The following is a 14,046-nucleotide window of genomic DNA, read 5'->3' on the forward strand; positions in this document are numbered from 1 at the left end:
ATCACATTCGAGCAGTAAAGCATCTGGAAATTGCTTCGGTTCCGAATGCAAAGTATTTGACGGTAAATGATTATGACAAAATTGTGATTAGAACAGGAGAATGGAAATGAAAATCAGACGTGGAAATAGAGAATATGTATTAACAGTCAGTGAGCTGTATGAAGCCCATAAAGAATTTGTGATCAATTTCATGAGAGAAGAGCTGAAAACCCAGTATAGTGTACCGGCTCCGTATGCAATCGAATATTCTGAAAAGGCATATGAACGGTATTCAGAGGGAAATGGCGAAACTGAATACGAGTGCATCGAATGGGCTGCTAAAGAATACGAAAAGAAATACGGAGAGGTGGCATGAAGATGAAAGCGCATGGATACGTGTGGGTACAGGTATATAAAGATACAACGCCATTTGACGATGGTGGTGATGATAATCTTCTGGATGTTCAGGTAAAGGAAAGTGTATTACATAAATATATGGAGAAAAATGGGTTGGACGATGGTTGGCTGGAAACATATACTGCTGATGACACGATGGATTTCTATGAATTTGCAAAGAACGATATTGTTGATATGCAGCCGGTAGGATGGTAATTCAGGAGAGATGATGAAACACATGTTTCAGAGGAAATAAAAATGAAATTAGTAAAAATAATTGAAGAAAATGAGTTGCTTGTAAGTGATTGGGGAATTTATAAATTAGACGAAGAAGAGAGAAGAGCGTTTGGAAACAATTATGCTCTTTCGCAGGGAACTTTCAGCGAGTGGCATTAGAGGAAATGGGACCAAATAAACTTCTTTCTGGGTTAAGAGATTATGCGTATGAGGGATTTTTTGAAACTGAAAAAGAAGCATATCTTCAGGTAAAGCTGGTGGAGATGTTATGTAAAATCGATCGTTTGGAAAGCGCAATTGCAGAACTCGATGTGGTACGGAAATTAGAAACACCAATATGGTAATATGGCTTATACAGAAGGAGGAAAATTATGAAAATGGGTACAAGCAAATATACGGAAACTGTAGTAGAAATGACATCTGTTTTCTGGCAGACGGTTGCTAAAAAGGAAATTGAGGTTCCGGAAGATAGTCGAGATATCTGGAAAACAATCTACCAGATGGCTAAAGAGTACGAAGAGAAACACGAAGACACAGATTGGGACGATGTAAATGCAGAAGATTACTACGATTCGATTGAGGAATTCTGTTATTTCAAATTCTCAAAATATTTTGGAACGGAAGACCACGGAGTAGAGCGATTAGATACAATCGGTAGTCTGGTCGACACTGTAGAGGATTTTCTCACGGAAAAAGGAATCGCATCGGAGACAGAGGCATTTATCAAGGATCGAGATTATGATTATCTTGCCGATCAGTTTGCAATAATTCTAAAAGAAGGAAATCTGAATGAGTAAATACGAAATGAGTGTCGCCTGTCTCCTTGGTGGTTTACGGTATTTTATTGTGGAAGCAGATAGTGCAGAAGAAGCAAAGAAAAAAACAATGATGGAGCCGTGGATCCTACGGAATCATAATCTGTTAAATCTTAGCTCTTTACGGGTTGTCAAGAAAATAAGAGAACCATCGGACACTATTGTCCGACAAAAGGAAATGTGGTAAGATAATAGGAGACAAAAATGAATCGATGTAGAAAAGAAAGAATCAAAAAGATTTGTGAAGAGCTGCGTCGCTGCTTTGGTGAGTTAAATGATATCCATGATGAGGAAGAGGAATACCATGACAATATTCCTGATAATCTTCAGGGATCAGAAAGGGCAGAATCGTCGGAAGAGGCAATAGAAAGTCTGGACAATGCGGCTGAGAGCATCTCAGAAGCTTGTGATTACTTGGATGCAATTATATAGGGAGGTTCGAGTATGTGGTTAATGAATTTGTTATTTGGTGGAGCAGCATTAGGAAGTGCGGTAAAATGTGGTATTGAAAATGCTGAATGCAAAAGGGATATTCAGCACTTGCCGGATGGGACTCCTTATTATTATGATCGCCAAGGGAGGAGATTCCTTCTTGACGGTCGGCAAATTTTTGGAACTGGTGATGATGTTAAGGATGCAAAAGGCAGAGTAATTTGGTCAAGAACTGATCAATGGAATACGGAAGCCGCAAAAAAGATTCCTGCTGGTCAGTATCGCTATTGCGCACAGTATTGTGACAGAAGCATAAATCCAGTAACAACTAACTTAGATACGGGAGAGCGTATTGCTCAGATCGAACGAAAAATTAAAAATGGAAAAACAGAATGTAGAAAATGGCGCTGGTATGATATCTATCGTGATATTTATCCAGGAAGAGACCTAACTTATACATGTAAAGTCCTTCCTAATTCTGTTAAAAACGGAGATCCTGGCATTGTAATCAGTGAGGAAGAGTTTGAGGCAATCAAGAACTGCCCTGGAGTCAGAAGCAGTATCACATATCACTCCTGTTGGGACGATGAGGATTATTACAGAACGCATAGACGATGAAAGAATAGTTTCGGAGGATTGGCATGAAGCATATAAATATGTTTGTAACAAAAACAGACGATGAATTAGCCGTATTATATAGACAATTTCTCGAAGTAGAAAAAGAATCTGGATTTCGACCAGACAACGAGCTTGGAAAAATAAAGAACGAGTATGATAAGTATTTTGGTTGTAATGCTACCTTTATGATTCAGGTCGAGTTGACACATATAATAGCCGATAGATGGTATGCGGAACACGAAGGAAAAAATAGATTTGGAAGGGAAAATATTTAGTTGGTTTGAAAGGCAGTGATATTATGTTTGCCATCGCATATAAAGACAAGTTAGGGAAAGGTTTTAGCGAAACGGAACCGTGGATCACAAATGATTTAGAAAACAATCTGATGAAATACAAGATAAAGGCAAATGAGCTGATTGGAGCTGGATATAGGGATGTGTTCATTTTCAAATATTCAGATCCAGTACCTGAAAGTATCACTTGGGATTACGTAAAGAAACATGAAATTTAATTTTCGGAGGAAATTTTATGGAGATAAAAATTGGAAGAAATATATATGATGTAAACGAACGAGATTTACTTTTGGACAATGGGGCTTGTTTTCAGTTGGTTACCTCAAGCTGTGGCATAGGATTAGATTCTCAGTCGCCAGCAAAATTGAGTAAAAAGCTTGTGAAGGATTTAAAAAAGTCGAACGCAATTTATACTAATGATGATTTAAAGATGGCGGCAGAAGCCAGATATGGTTATTCTGGTATGACATTTTGGAAATTTGATATTGGGAAAATGAAACAGTTGACGGAAGAAGAGAAAAGTAACTTTTAAGAGAGAAATGGATAAGTTTAAAACAGTATCATTACAATTCGCAAATGGTAGGATATATTTTGTTGGACGAAAAGAGGTAATGTGGCACATTACTGAGTATTTTGACAGAAACAAAATAAACAATGGTCATCATTACATAGAAAAGTATGTTGATATGGCTATAGAATATAATATATATATGGGAATAATGTCGAAGAAATTATGGAATAAAATATTTTGTGACTGCTTTGTAAAAAGACGATTAAATAAATATAATTTATTCATACCATTTGAAGCATATATGGAAGCAATGTGCTTTAATGAAGAGGGGCGTAAAGAAGTCAAACGTGTATTGGACTTTACAGATGATGAGCTTGATGATCTTGTAAAAAAATCCGAATGGAACAAAGCATTTGATTGGCGCGGAACTCAATTTTAAGCAGAGAATTTTAAAATGACGATTTCCTGCAAAAGTAAAACGAGGTGATTAAATGGATTTGGATAATATAACTGATATTGAATTACTAAAAAATATTGCAAAAACTTATATGGTACAAATGAAACAAGATACTAACGCAAACGATGGAACAGATTATATATTTAAAAAAGGATATTGGTATTTTTTAGATCAAGACGAAACTGGAATAACGGTTTATACCGAAGATAGTTCTCATGCATGTTTTCTTGATTATGATGAAGCTGATAGGGTTTTAATTAAGAAATGAAAAATTGCTTTCATAAGGAGAAAAAAATATGGAAATGTCATGGAAGTATGAAAAAATAGAAAAGCGTGTTCGATCTGGCGAAAGCAAAGTTTTCCAGAATTGGCATGATAATACAGGCATTAGTATGGAAAATTTTTTAGAAGCCGTCAAGTGGTTGTCTGAGGATCCAATGGATGAGTTTAGAACAACACGAGAAATTGGCTGTAAACGTACAGGAGAGCTTGTTAAGATTAAGCGCGTATATGATCATGGTACTGGGATGACAACTTTTTACGAACTGGAAAGTGGTATGGAATGCGGAGGTCGCTGGCCGCAGGTTAATATCAATGACAGGTTCTAAATTTAACTAAGATGAAAGATTGTTTTCGAAAGGATAGGGTATGAAACAGTTATATCTCGTACATACAGTATATGATGATTATAATCTGATTGTGAGGGCAGATAATGCCGACGAAGCAGAGGAATTAGCAAAAGACTGGTTCTGGGATAATATTAGTTCGGTGTTCGAACCGGATGAATGGATTGTTGAGTTGTGTGATAATGATGAAATAATAGAATAGGAAGAAAAAGAAAATAGGAGAATATAGTGAATGAAAAATGAAGTTTATGTAGCAACAGATCTCATAGATAAAATGTCAAAGATAAAGTCAGATTTTAAATTCCTGTCTGCTGATGCAATAGAGAATATACTAAAGGATATGACAGAAGAAGAAAAAAATATTCTGCTTAAATTATATATTTATGCTGAGAGATAGGAGAAAATAGTATGAAAGTAAATTTATTATCTAAGGAAGAATTTTTTAATAAATTACATCAGGGTTGTCAGATCAGGGTTACTTATAATAAGCAGTTTCACGATGACTGCGAAGAAGATGAATGGTGGTCAGAAGAACTATGGTGTTATGATAAGAATACGGATACTTACAGATGCTATTATCCGGTATCTTCTTATAAAAAGGATTTCTATACGACACACAATAAGAAAAACGCAGAATTTTTCTACAGGGAAATGAAACATCTCTATGATCATCCGGATGATACAAAAATTACTAAGCTTTCTGTGGAAAATCTGGAAATTGTGTTAGGAAATAAGACTATTCGTGAAGCTGTTATGGATAAAATTGCAAAGATGGATGATGAGGAATTAAGAGAGATTCTGCTGATGTAAAATAAGATTGATAAAAGTATAAATCCACCTAATTATTAGTTATACATGTAAAAGGAGAAATTTGTAATGTGCTTAAACATTACGGAGTCAGAAACCAAGTTTTCATGTGAACGAAAGGAAAATAGTAGTGTATGAAAATAAATGATTTTCTTGAAAATTTTAATGGAAACAATCATATTAAAATTATGAATATTTCACAGTTAAGAGCTTGGATATTGTAGATGGTGTATTAAAGATAACAATTCGGTCGCAGTTTTAACACTAAGAAAACTTGTATTTCATAGCAAGGAGGAATATTATGATTAAAGTTTGTTTTATGGGCGGCATAAGCAGGTATTCAAACAAATCTGTAAATTATATGCTTGCAGAAATTGAAAATAATCTTGAATTGTATGCAGAGATTGAGTTGCCAAATTATGATGTTCCAGAAGAGTATGGTTATGACGAACTTAAGGAAGAGATTATTAATCAGGCAAAAGAAAACAAAATTGATGTTAAAAAATTAGAATTTTGGTGGGACTAAAACCAACGAAGTGAAATAGAATACAGTATTACAGTAGTCTGGAAAAGCTTTGCTCATTCAGGCTATTTTTTTTATTTAAAACGGAGAATATTTATTTGAAAGGAGAGATCTTATGGCATTAGCAGTTGTAAAAAATGAAAAACAGGATGTAATTCAGCTTAAGGTTGTAAACGGAACCGGACGGTTTACGAAGGATGGGCACTGGATTCCGAATCCTCAGTCAGAAGAGCGCTGGGTTGATCCGATCAGGGATAAGGCAGATGTGGAGCGCTGCATTGAATACCTGAAGCTCAAAGTCAGGATGGCATATAAAAAGAACGAGAAATTTACATCAAGGAGAAACCTGATGCTGTTCATCGTGGGAATCAATATCGGATTACGAGTGTCTGATTTGTCTGCGCTCAAGTGGTCAAACTTTTTCGAGAAGGACATGGAGACATTCGTTAATGCCAGAAATAAAAAAGAAAAGAAAACCGGTAAGAAAAAACTGGTGATTCCGAACGAGTCGATTCAGAATGTAATCACATGGTACTTGAGTGAAACCGGAATTCAGCCGGAATACGACGCACCGGTATTTGTGTCTTATAATACCGGGAAAGCAATTGGACGCGATCCGGTGGAGAATATGATGAAGGACCTGCAGTATCATCTGAAGCTCAAAGGCAGCTATAATACGCATAGCTTGCGGAAAACCAATGCGTATCAGAAATATATGATGTTGGTCGAAGCGGGAGATCCACTGGCTTTGCCAAAAATTCAGCACAGCCTGAATCATCGGAACACAAGCGAAACGCTTAGATATTTAGGACTGACAAGAGATGATGATATTAAAGACCAGTTCGCATTAGATAATTGGTGGGATATGTAAAGGACGGTTATTCACCGTCCTTATCTGGTAATATCTCAACGACATCTTCAATACGGCAATTAAGATATTTACAAATTCTCTCGATTACTTCCATTGACACATACTCACCTTTTGATAGTTTCGACATAACATTGGGACTAAGAGAAACGCCATTTTTTAATTGTGTTTTCGACATGTCTCGTTCAAGGAGTAATCTAAATAATGGTTTATAGCTTAACATACAAATACCTCCGCTATTCATATTTTAACATAAACTATTAAAGTGTCAACAAAAACTTGGCAAATGTGAAAGTTTTCTATTGACATATAATCTTTGATGTGCTATATTAACTATACAAACAGAGATAAAAGCTATTCAAAAGGATAGCAAAAATATCAAAAGAGGGAGGAAGTGAGAAAATGGAGATTAAGAAATATGATATTCTGGTCGTGGATTTCGGAGATGATAATTTTGAAGGAGAACAGGCAGGTATCAGACCGTGTGTTGTGGTTCAGAATAATAAAGGAAATGAATTCAGTTGTACAACTCTTGTCATGCCACTGACCAGTCAGCCGAAAAAACTTAATCAACCGACTCACTTCATTTTACATCCGACAGAATCCAATTGTCTGAGAAAACAGTCGGTTGTACTTGGAGAATGTTTGAGACAGATTTCCAAAGAGAGAATTATTAAAAAGGTCGGATGTATTATTAATGCAAATGATCGCAAGAGTATTAAAAGAGTTTACGACGCGAACTTCGGGGAGGATTAAAGAATGGAAGGCTATGTTACGATGACGGCAAAGGAAGCTATGGAGTTAGTTGGAGAGGATTCTATCGTTTTAGTTTCAGTCCAGGATCTTACAAAGAAAAATACCCTCGCCAAGTTTTGTAAAAAGAAGGGTAGAGATTGCCAGAATTTCATTGACGAGGCAAAGTTAATTGCAAAGATCGAGTGTGAACTCCGGGTATTTAGCGAAAAGCAGCCAGATCCGATAGACTTTGAACCAAGAGGATTTCTAAGAACGGTACTTCTAAGAGATTAATTGTCAAAATAATAACACGAACAGGCGTTCGAAAAAAACTATTGACAGAACAAGCGTTCGGGTATATAGTAAATATTGCCAGAAGGAAATAGGCAAATAAACCAAAAGAGCCTCTACACTGGGTTGCCGCCCATTGTGTAAAAGGCTCTTAGGTGCAAAAGCGGTCACCACAACTGCCATTGCGATATCATTATACATATTTTTTTCGAAAATCGCAAGGCATATCGCCAACTATTTCCAATTATTACCAATTTAATAGAGAAAATATATTGGGTCATTGCCAAAAGGTAAGGCACAGCACTTTAACTGCTGTATTTGCCGGTTCGAATCCGGCTGACCCAGTGCGCTCGGACTTATGTCCGGGTGTCCTAACGGTCGGCGTTAGGTTACATAAGTAGAGTACAAGCTGCTCTAGGTGTATTTAGTGCGCGCAAAATACATTCACTTGTACAGGTTTGCCTTCTAATAGGTGTACCCATCATCGATTCCCGTCAGTCTCGGTGATGGTAAAGCTCCAATGGCGGAAAGGAAGACGCAGTGGACTCAAAATCCACCGATTTATATCGTGTGAGTTCGAATCTCACTTGGAGCATTCCTTTTTGGAGAATAAATAAGCGAAAGGAGATTGAGAAATGTATATTTTATCAGACGGAAAAAATTATGTGATGGAAAATGAGCTGAAGATCGGAGAGTATATACCGACTACATATGCGGTCAAAGCAAAGAAATTCACCTACAAACAGGCGAAGTCGTTTCTGAGTAGACCAGGGAAACGGTATAGCTGGGTGAGGTCCTATCAGATGATCGACGATGGATCAGGAGGGAAACCCGATCAGCCGTTTACTTACAAAGGGAACGCTGGTGCTTATATCGGAAAGAATGATGTTGAGTTCGATGAAAGCATTCTCGACAAGATCTATGAGGAATCTCACAATATTTTAGGATTAGCCGGTTGGGATTCCGGACAGCTTAATACATATATGAATCTGTTGAGTGCAGCGTTAGGGAAATATGATAGTGCCGAATCGGATATTGTCCATGCACTTCAAACTTACAAAGACAGACACAAAAAGAAGCCACAGGCACATAAGATGGCAAAGATTGGTTATATCTTAGAAGAGGTGCGAGACAAACATAAACGGATTAAGGAATGTATTCGGTATGTTCAGGTAATGCAGGACGGAATTAAGTATCAGTACAGTATTGGAAAATTGAAGGAAGAGTTATCAAAAGCATCTAACTTAGAGTATAAAGGGAGAACAGAATATTATAAGACAGTATTAGATATACTTGGAGGTTGAGATGAGCTTGGAAGAATATAACGAGAAGGTACTGAAAATGCATTGGTCACCCGAACAATTGGCATTGGCGGAAGAATATTGCCGGAACGATATGTCGAAGTTAAAAGCGACATGTTATCCAATTTTCAAAAAAAATATTGGCGGAATAGATAAATGGGAATACGATGATCTCTATTCCTGGGGACTGCATGTTTTGTGTGAAAGTATCGACAAGTATAAAAATGATCAGGATTGCAAATTTCATACATATTTAACCAATAATCTTAAGTTGAGATATTATACATACTTACGGGATAAAAACAGGGATAAACGTTCAAATGTAAAGAAGGATAAAAATGGAAAGAAAACTATCTTTCTGAAGAATGAATCCTACGATGCCATAAAGCAGAATGGACAAGCAAGAAAGGAATGCCTGGGATCAGGCAGTACAGTAGATGATATCCTTGAGGAGCGCTTCAGTTCACTTTATATGAGCGAAAACGTGGAAGAATATTTATCTCATTTATCACGGAAACAACGGCAGATCGTTTTACTGTTGGCCAACAAATATGACCGTAAGATGATTATTGAAGAGTTACACATCAGTGTCAAAGAATACAACGAGCATATGGCTTGGATCCGCTCTGATTGTAACACAAGATTCTTATATAAGAAAAGAAAGGGAGATTAATTATGAAGAGAAAGGTGATTGAAGAGGCTGTATCAGTGGAGTCCTACCTGAGTGACATTGCAAATGAAACAATCAGCGACAATCAGGATGTGCAGAGAAATTTCTGCTCCACTGAGGAATTTGAGGATGGAATTATTTTAACAGTTTTAACAGGTGATTATCTTCCTTCTTTAATTATAGGAGAGATTAATTCCGGAGAAATTACAAGAAAATATCTTATCGACGGAATGCAGAGAACATCGGCGTTAAGAAGATTCAAAAATGGTGCTCATAAATTCAGAAAAAAATGTGAGGACAGCGTTGTTGAATATCAGAAAAAGAAACTTGATAAAAATGGCATTGTTATCAGGGATGAAAATGGAGAACCAGTATGGGAACTCGCAGAATTCGATGTTAAAGGCAAAGGATATGACGATCTTCCGGAAGAATTAAAACGACAGTTTGATAAATTCCAGGTAAAACTTGCAACATTAACAGGTTATAAAACAATGTCGGAAATCAGCAAAAAGATCAGACAGTTCAATATGAACACAGGAATGAATAAGGACCAGAAGAGCTTTACCTATCTTGATATGTATGCTCGAAAAGTAAAAGCAATTGGATCTAAGGGCTTTTTCAAAGAGTCAACTGCACTTAAAAGCAAACAGAACGACAAGGGTGCGTGTGAAGGCATGATTCTTAGATCAATGATGACTGTATTTCATATGGATACCTACAAAAAAGACACAAAAGATATTGCTATATTCTTAAATACAAATGCAAGCGACGCTGAATTTAATTTATTCCAGCATCTTGCGGATAGCCTGTGCGATGTAGTTGGTGATGCATATAAAGAATTATTTACTCAGAAAAATGTCCCGATTTGGTTTGCAGCATACAATCATTTCCTTGAATTAGGGATTAAAGAAAAAGAGTTTAGAAGATTTTTGGATTCTTTTAAAGAGAATTTACATACGAGAGTAGTTGAATGCGATTACAGACAGAAAGATCTTGACGGGGATATCACATGGGACAAACTCGATAAACTGCGCGGTACAGCCGACAATGGTCTTGTAAAGGCAAAAATTGAGATTCTTTGTCAGTTTATTGATGAGTTCTTTGATGTTAAGAAGACGAAAAAAACAGAAACTGAACCGGTAGTAGAAGAAAATAATAATACAGTAGAAAAAACAAATGAAGTAGAGATTGATCCAGTGTTAAAATTCGCGCAGGACAATGTAAGAGATACTATTGAACCAGAAGATATTGCATTGTATAAGGATTTTTTGAGTGATTTTGTAAAAGATGAATCACCTATTTATAAAGCTGGTGAAGAAACGGTAATCGCTTTAATGGCATATGCAACTGATATAGAAAAAGATACAGAGTTCAGCGAATGGCTCGATAAAGAGAACGCAAAAAATAATACATATAGTTCAAGCCACAAAACAAACTTTACATATTTAAAGAGAGATTTTGATGAGTTTTTAGAGAAAGAAAATGGAGGTAAAGCAGCATGAGCAAGTACAAAGTAGTCGACCGTGTGGTCGTGATTTTCAAGGAGAAGATGAAAGATTCAATGGAAGAGTGGCCTATGCTTTGGTCTAACATGGAGCCGTATTTTGGGAAGACGGTTACTATAAAAGAAGTAGATGATAATGACGGAACTTATAGACTTAAGGAATGTGATGGTTGGTGGTGTGACGAATTCTTTGAAGGATTAGAAGAAGATGTATATCCAAAAGAAAGACCATTTGGATATAGGGAAACAATTCAAGCATCATCTTGTTTTGTAGATACAGATGCAATACAGGACATGATTAACGGTTTCAGCATTGTAAATGAATCGTTTAAATATACTTTTTTAAATAAAAAGGAGAATAATACCATGGATAAGAAAGATATTTTGGCAGTAAGAAACTATAATGACCGTGCGATGGTGATGCAGTTCAACAAGAAAGACAAGAACGGTAAAAATGTCCAGACCAGAGCCGAAGTCCATGACGGTGATACATTCGATCTGGATAACGGAATTCGGATTTGTCTTCTTAAATATCTTCTTGGTGGTCACAAGAATTATATGGCAATTATGGACGCTGCGAGAAAATCTTATAAAAAGACTGCAAAGGAAGATTGGAAAAAATTATCAGAAAAACACAAAAAGAAAAATGAACCTATTGTAGAAGAAATTAAGAAAAAGAGTGAGAAAGAGAAACGCGATAAGGAAATTGAGGAACTTATTGCCAAGGCAATTAAAAAGGCTCTTGCTGAAACAGGAAAGAAAGAGAATAAGAGCGTAGAAGAATAATAAAAAATGGACTGACCAGGAAAACTTGACGGGTATTCTGGTCAGCCACAGGTTGATAGAAAATCAGGAATAGGAGATTCCTATCATATACATACTAACACATTTTCTAAGAATTGTCTATGTTACAAATCTATGATCTATATGGAATCTCCAATGTTGTTTTAGAGAATAAATAGTTGCAGTCATGAATGCATCAAATAAGGAAAGGAAAGTAGAGTAACACCGGTTAAGACGTCTGCGCAGACCTTGAAATATAGGTAATGAGCACAGAAAAGAAGCCGATCCGGATTTTAATTGGAGGATCGCCATGTACGTTTTGGTCAATTGCGCGGAACAATAAGAGAGAAACTGTAAGCGAGGGTTTAGGTTGGGAATTATTTAAAAACTACCTAATTGCAAAGGAAAAATTCAAACCAGATTATTTCTTGTATGAAAATAACCGAAGTGCAGCAGAAGCGATTAAGCAAGAGATTTCTGAAAAGCTTGGCGCACCACTGCATTATATTAACAGTGCTCTTGTCAGCGCACAGAACCGGAAACGATTTTACGTTCACAATCTTGGCGATATAGGTCAGCCGGAAGACCGTCGCATCGTTGTGGATGATATTTTAGATGATTGTAATGGTGAAATCTTATACAATCTTGAGCATGTTTCAAAGCCAAAATCGTATTGCGTAGCTATGCGAGGCAGATATGACGAAAATGGAAAGGTACACCAACATTTGGAACCAAGAGATGATGGTAAAACAAACACGATTACAACCGTAGCAAAAGACAACTATGTAGCTCAGACTATTAGACTGGGTGATATTGGAACCAGTGGTCAAGGGCATAGGGTATATTCACCATATGGGAAAAGTGTAAATTTGGTCGCATCGGCTGGTGGTCAAGGTGGGAAGACTGGACTTTATATGTGTCCGGTAGACATTTCAAAATACACTTTTGAAAAAGATAAGTACCATATTGTAAAAGATGGGAAAATCGAAACCAGATATGGGATTCAGGACATCAATCTTCCTGATGGGGCTTATGTGATTCGTAAGTTAAAACCAATAGAATGCGAAAGATTACAGACGCTTCCAGATGAATATACAGCAGGAATTTCAGAATCAAAAAGATATAAATGTATCGGAAATGGATGGACAGCAGAGGTTATTATTTGGATTTTATCACACATGAATATTCCAAAGGATCATTCGATTGAGGTTTTATCTATGTATGATGGAATTGGAACCGGAAGATATGTTCTTGACAAGTTAGGATATACCAACATTACATATAAGGCATATGAAATAGAAGATGCTGCTATTAAAGTTGCACAGAAGAATTATCCAGACATTATTGAATGTGGCGATGCATTCAAAGTAAGAGAAAATGACTGGACATACTGATGGAGAAGAGAATTATGAAATATAAGGTTGGAGATAAGGTTAGAGTAAGAGAAGATTTATCAATAGACAAAACGTATGATGGGTGTTATGTCACTCCTTCGATGACTGTATTTTTAGGAAAAACTGTAACAATTCACAAAGTTCGTGAAGGTATCAATCGGTATGAAATCGAAGAAGATTATGGAACATGGAATTGGACTGACGAAATGTTTGAGTCATTAGAAAGCGAAAATCCAGCAGATGAAACTAATGATTCAGAAGAATGGGTTTTATGTAGAGATGATATAAATAAGCTAAATGATGCCATAAAAGATGTTGTACATGCAGACACCGTAGGAACTGCTGAGAGCGCCGACTGCCTATTGGAATTAAAATTCAAAGAAGCAGTAAGGAGAATCACGCCAGATGACCTTAAGATGGTCCTTCTGAAAAAGATCGAGGATTCTGTCAAAAATATGAGCGACGACGTGATTCAGGATATTTTAGCAGAGGCATTGGGTTAGGAGAATACATATATGGATCAGAAAGAGAAAATTAAATTTATGATCAGTTCATTACAGGTGGCACTGGACGAGTTGGAATATGCTGAAAAATACGAGACAGTATATAACAGACTAAAGGCGGAGGAAAAAGCGACCGGCAAATGGAATTGGTACGAACTTGGCGCTCACAGAACTCCAAACGGAACACTGATTAGAGAGTCATTAAAAAATGTGGCTCGACTTGCTCCACTGGTTGCCCATGAGGTAGTGTTTGCTGATGGTCGGATTCAGGTATATAGAGACAAATAAAAGAATGGGAGAATG

General features: G+C 36.6%; 29 protein-coding genes and 1 tRNA gene. 29 read left to right on the top strand and 1 reads right to left on the bottom strand.

What is annotated here, in order from left to right; translation table 11 throughout:
- The first annotated feature begins 106 nt into the window (after positions 1-106).
- The 19 genes from GPK90_RS05085 (at position 107) to GPK90_RS05175 (ending at position 6,565) form a co-directional block, all read left to right on the top strand.
- Complete coding sequence (locus GPK90_RS05085; RefSeq protein WP_215702364.1) at positions 107-355, top strand: hypothetical protein; 249 nt, start codon at positions 107-109, stop codon at positions 353-355.
- Positions 352-591, top strand: a complete 240-nt coding sequence (locus GPK90_RS05090; protein ID WP_215702365.1) for a hypothetical protein — start codon at positions 352-354, stop codon at positions 589-591. The genes GPK90_RS05085 and GPK90_RS05090 overlap by 4 nt, the downstream gene beginning before the upstream one ends.
- Before the next feature lie 42 nt (positions 592-633).
- Complete coding sequence (locus tag GPK90_RS05095) at positions 634-771, top strand: hypothetical protein (RefSeq protein ID WP_215702366.1); 138 nt, start codon at positions 634-636, stop codon at positions 769-771.
- The gene (locus tag GPK90_RS05100; protein ID WP_215702367.1) at positions 762-956 is read left to right on the top strand and encodes a hypothetical protein; all 195 of its coding nucleotides are present in this window, start codon (positions 762-764) and stop codon (positions 954-956) included. The genes GPK90_RS05095 and GPK90_RS05100 overlap by 10 nt, the downstream gene beginning before the upstream one ends.
- Positions 957-983: 27 nt before the next feature.
- Entirely contained in the window at positions 984-1,409 is a 426-nt protein-coding gene (locus GPK90_RS05105) for a hypothetical protein (RefSeq protein WP_215702368.1), read from the top strand.
- Entirely contained in the window at positions 1,402-1,614 is a 213-nt protein-coding gene (locus GPK90_RS05110) for a hypothetical protein (protein WP_215702369.1), read from the top strand. The genes GPK90_RS05105 and GPK90_RS05110 overlap by 8 nt, the downstream gene beginning before the upstream one ends.
- Positions 1,615-1,631: 17 nt before the next feature.
- Complete coding sequence (locus tag GPK90_RS05115; RefSeq protein WP_215702370.1) at positions 1,632-1,859, top strand: hypothetical protein; 228 nt, start codon at positions 1,632-1,634, stop codon at positions 1,857-1,859.
- Positions 1,860-1,871: 12 nt separating this feature from the next.
- The gene (locus GPK90_RS05120; RefSeq protein ID WP_215702371.1) at positions 1,872-2,477 is read left to right on the top strand and encodes a hypothetical protein; all 606 of its coding nucleotides are present in this window, start codon (positions 1,872-1,874) and stop codon (positions 2,475-2,477) included.
- A 23-nt stretch (positions 2,478-2,500) separates the two neighbouring features.
- Positions 2,501-2,752, top strand: coding sequence for a hypothetical protein (locus GPK90_RS05125; RefSeq protein WP_215702372.1), 252 nt, complete (start codon positions 2,501-2,503; stop codon positions 2,750-2,752).
- 23 nt (positions 2,753-2,775) lie between these two features.
- On the top strand, positions 2,776-2,988 hold the full coding sequence (locus GPK90_RS05130; protein ID WP_215702373.1) for a hypothetical protein: 213 nt from the start codon (positions 2,776-2,778) through the stop codon (positions 2,986-2,988).
- Between the two features lie 17 nt (positions 2,989-3,005).
- On the top strand, positions 3,006-3,302 hold the full coding sequence (locus tag GPK90_RS05135; protein WP_215702374.1) for a hypothetical protein: 297 nt from the start codon (positions 3,006-3,008) through the stop codon (positions 3,300-3,302).
- A 7-nt stretch (positions 3,303-3,309) separates the two neighbouring features.
- Positions 3,310-3,720, top strand: a complete 411-nt coding sequence (locus GPK90_RS05140; RefSeq protein WP_215702375.1) for a hypothetical protein — start codon at positions 3,310-3,312, stop codon at positions 3,718-3,720.
- A gap of 52 nt (positions 3,721-3,772) precedes the next feature.
- A complete protein-coding gene (locus GPK90_RS05145; RefSeq protein ID WP_215702376.1) occupies positions 3,773-4,006 on the top strand; it encodes a hypothetical protein in 234 nt (77 codons plus the stop codon).
- Between the two features lie 28 nt (positions 4,007-4,034).
- On the top strand, positions 4,035-4,346 hold the full coding sequence (locus GPK90_RS05150) for a hypothetical protein (protein ID WP_215702377.1): 312 nt from the start codon (positions 4,035-4,037) through the stop codon (positions 4,344-4,346).
- A 40-nt stretch (positions 4,347-4,386) separates the two neighbouring features.
- Positions 4,387-4,566 carry a hypothetical protein gene (locus tag GPK90_RS05155; protein WP_215702378.1) on the top strand — a complete coding sequence of 60 codons (180 nt, stop codon included), beginning with the start codon at positions 4,387-4,389 and terminating at the stop codon, positions 4,564-4,566.
- 30 nt (positions 4,567-4,596) lie between these two features.
- Complete coding sequence (locus tag GPK90_RS05160; protein WP_215702379.1) at positions 4,597-4,761, top strand: hypothetical protein; 165 nt, start codon at positions 4,597-4,599, stop codon at positions 4,759-4,761.
- Between the two features lie 11 nt (positions 4,762-4,772).
- Entirely contained in the window at positions 4,773-5,174 is a 402-nt protein-coding gene (locus GPK90_RS05165; protein ID WP_215702380.1) for a hypothetical protein, read from the top strand.
- Between the two features lie 298 nt (positions 5,175-5,472).
- Positions 5,473-5,697, top strand: coding sequence for a hypothetical protein (locus GPK90_RS05170; protein WP_215702381.1), 225 nt, complete (start codon positions 5,473-5,475; stop codon positions 5,695-5,697).
- Between the two features lie 112 nt (positions 5,698-5,809).
- Positions 5,810-6,565, top strand: coding sequence for a tyrosine-type recombinase/integrase (locus GPK90_RS05175; RefSeq protein WP_215702382.1), 756 nt, complete (start codon positions 5,810-5,812; stop codon positions 6,563-6,565).
- 7 nt (positions 6,566-6,572) lie between these two features.
- Here GPK90_RS05175 and GPK90_RS05180 read toward each other — a convergent pair whose 3' ends face one another.
- Entirely contained in the window at positions 6,573-6,785 is a 213-nt protein-coding gene (locus GPK90_RS05180; protein WP_215702383.1) for a helix-turn-helix domain-containing protein, read from the bottom strand.
- Between the two features lie 179 nt (positions 6,786-6,964).
- On the opposite strand from GPK90_RS05180, the gene GPK90_RS05185 reads away from it, so the two are divergent.
- From GPK90_RS05185 to GPK90_RS05230, 10 genes are all read left to right on the top strand, one after another.
- Positions 6,965-7,318, top strand: a complete 354-nt coding sequence (locus GPK90_RS05185) for a type II toxin-antitoxin system PemK/MazF family toxin (protein ID WP_215702384.1) — start codon at positions 6,965-6,967, stop codon at positions 7,316-7,318.
- A 3-nt stretch (positions 7,319-7,321) separates the two neighbouring features.
- Entirely contained in the window at positions 7,322-7,591 is a 270-nt protein-coding gene (locus GPK90_RS05190) for a hypothetical protein (RefSeq protein ID WP_215702385.1), read from the top strand.
- 511 nt (positions 7,592-8,102) lie between these two features.
- Positions 8,103-8,183: transfer RNA gene (locus GPK90_RS05195), tRNA-Leu, on the top strand.
- A gap of 40 nt (positions 8,184-8,223) precedes the next feature.
- Positions 8,224-8,892 (top strand): hypothetical protein, encoded by a 669-nt coding sequence (locus GPK90_RS05200; RefSeq protein WP_215702386.1) that lies wholly within the window; start codon positions 8,224-8,226, stop codon positions 8,890-8,892.
- Between the two features lies 1 nt (position 8,893).
- Positions 8,894-9,562 (top strand): hypothetical protein, encoded by a 669-nt coding sequence (locus tag GPK90_RS05205; RefSeq protein ID WP_215702387.1) that lies wholly within the window; start codon positions 8,894-8,896, stop codon positions 9,560-9,562.
- A gap of 2 nt (positions 9,563-9,564) precedes the next feature.
- Positions 9,565-11,061, top strand: a complete 1,497-nt coding sequence (locus GPK90_RS05210; RefSeq protein ID WP_215702388.1) for a hypothetical protein — start codon at positions 9,565-9,567, stop codon at positions 11,059-11,061.
- Positions 11,058-11,849, top strand: a complete 792-nt coding sequence (locus tag GPK90_RS05215; protein ID WP_215702389.1) for a hypothetical protein — start codon at positions 11,058-11,060, stop codon at positions 11,847-11,849. The genes GPK90_RS05210 and GPK90_RS05215 overlap by 4 nt, the downstream gene beginning before the upstream one ends.
- Positions 11,850-12,109: 260 nt before the next feature.
- On the top strand, positions 12,110-13,240 hold the full coding sequence (locus GPK90_RS05220) for a DNA cytosine methyltransferase (RefSeq protein ID WP_215702390.1): 1,131 nt from the start codon (positions 12,110-12,112) through the stop codon (positions 13,238-13,240).
- 14 nt (positions 13,241-13,254) lie between these two features.
- Entirely contained in the window at positions 13,255-13,743 is a 489-nt protein-coding gene (locus GPK90_RS05225) for a hypothetical protein (protein ID WP_215702391.1), read from the top strand.
- 12 nt (positions 13,744-13,755) lie between these two features.
- Positions 13,756-14,031, top strand: a complete 276-nt coding sequence (locus GPK90_RS05230; RefSeq protein WP_215702392.1) for a hypothetical protein — start codon at positions 13,756-13,758, stop codon at positions 14,029-14,031.
- Positions 14,032-14,046: the final 15 nt, after the last annotated feature.

The sequence above is a fragment of the Clostridium sp. MCC344 genome (assembly GCF_018785365.1).
In the GTDB taxonomy this organism is placed as follows: Bacteria; Bacillota; Clostridia; order Lachnospirales; family Lachnospiraceae; genus Pilosibacter.